We start from the raw sequence: 1054 nt of genomic DNA, 5'->3' as shown, positions 1-1054 counted from the left end.
ATCACCGCCCACTGCTCATCCGAGAGCCAGAACAGGTCCGCCATCGCAGCCTCCACTCTGCAAAACGGCTGCCTGGAATCACAAAACCAAAGACCTCGCAATGCCTTGGTTCGGTTCACACCCTAGAGCGCCTAACAGAACCGTTTGATCTGGTTGAGGGTGATGAGGCTTGCGGCGAGACTTGTGAAGGCCTCGTAGATGTCGCTACGCCGCTCGTAGCGGATGGGCAGGCGGCGGAAGCGGTTGAACCAGGCGTGGGTGCGCTCGACCACCCAGCGATGGCGGCCGAGCCGCTCGCTACTCTCGATGCCTTTACGAGCGATGCGCGGCACGATCCCGCGAGCCCTACACTCCTGGCGCCTCGCCTTGGCATCATAGGCCTTATCGGCGTGCAGCTTGCCGGGCCGCCGGCGCGGCCGCCCCCGTCGACCGCTTCGCAGGGGCGGGATGGCGTCTCGAGCGTCGGGGCCAGCATCGGGCTGTCGTGCCGGTTGGCCCCGCTCAGGCAGAAGCCGAGCGGCGTGCCGCGCGCATCGGTGACGAGGTGGCGCTTCGTGCCCGCCTTGCCCCGGTCCGTCGGGTTCGGGCCGGTGGCAGAGCCCCCTTTTTCGCCGGGACAGACGCGCTGTCCAGGCTCGCCCGGCTCCAGTCGATCTCACCCGCCGCGTGTAGGCGCTCCAGCAGGATCTGATGCAGGCGCGCCCACACCCCTGCCTCCTGCCAGTCGCGAAGCCGGCGCCAGCAACTCATCCCGCAGCCGCAGCCCATCTCGGCCGGCAGCATCTCCCAGGGCAGGCCTGAGCGCAGCACGAACAGGATACCGGTCAGCGCCGCCCGGTTCTCGATCGGACGGCGCCCGCCCTTCGGACGGGGCCGGGGCGGCGGAAGGAGTGGGGCGATCGCGTTCCAGAGATCATCGGGTAGAAGCGGGCGTGCCATGCTCGACAACGCCCGCCCAACCGATCCGTGCCCGTTCCGTTAGGCGCTCTTAGCTCGACTTTGGCCCATCATGCGGCGTGGCAAAGGGCATAGGCCCAGGGCGCGGGCAAACGGA

1 pseudogene is annotated in these 1054 nt (G+C 68.3%); it reads right to left on the bottom strand.

From position 1 onward, the window contains the following. Nucleotides 1-131 precede the first annotated feature (131 nt). A pseudogene (locus FVE89_RS19810) lies at nt 132-939 on the bottom strand (IS5 family transposase). Nucleotides 940-1054: the final 115 nt, after the last annotated feature.

It is taken from the genome of Methylobacterium sp. 2A, from assembly GCF_009806555.1.
GTDB lineage: Bacteria > Pseudomonadota > Alphaproteobacteria > Rhizobiales > Beijerinckiaceae > Methylobacterium.
Note: the sequence above shows the minus strand (reverse complement) of the source record. Positions and strands in the feature narration are given on the sequence as shown.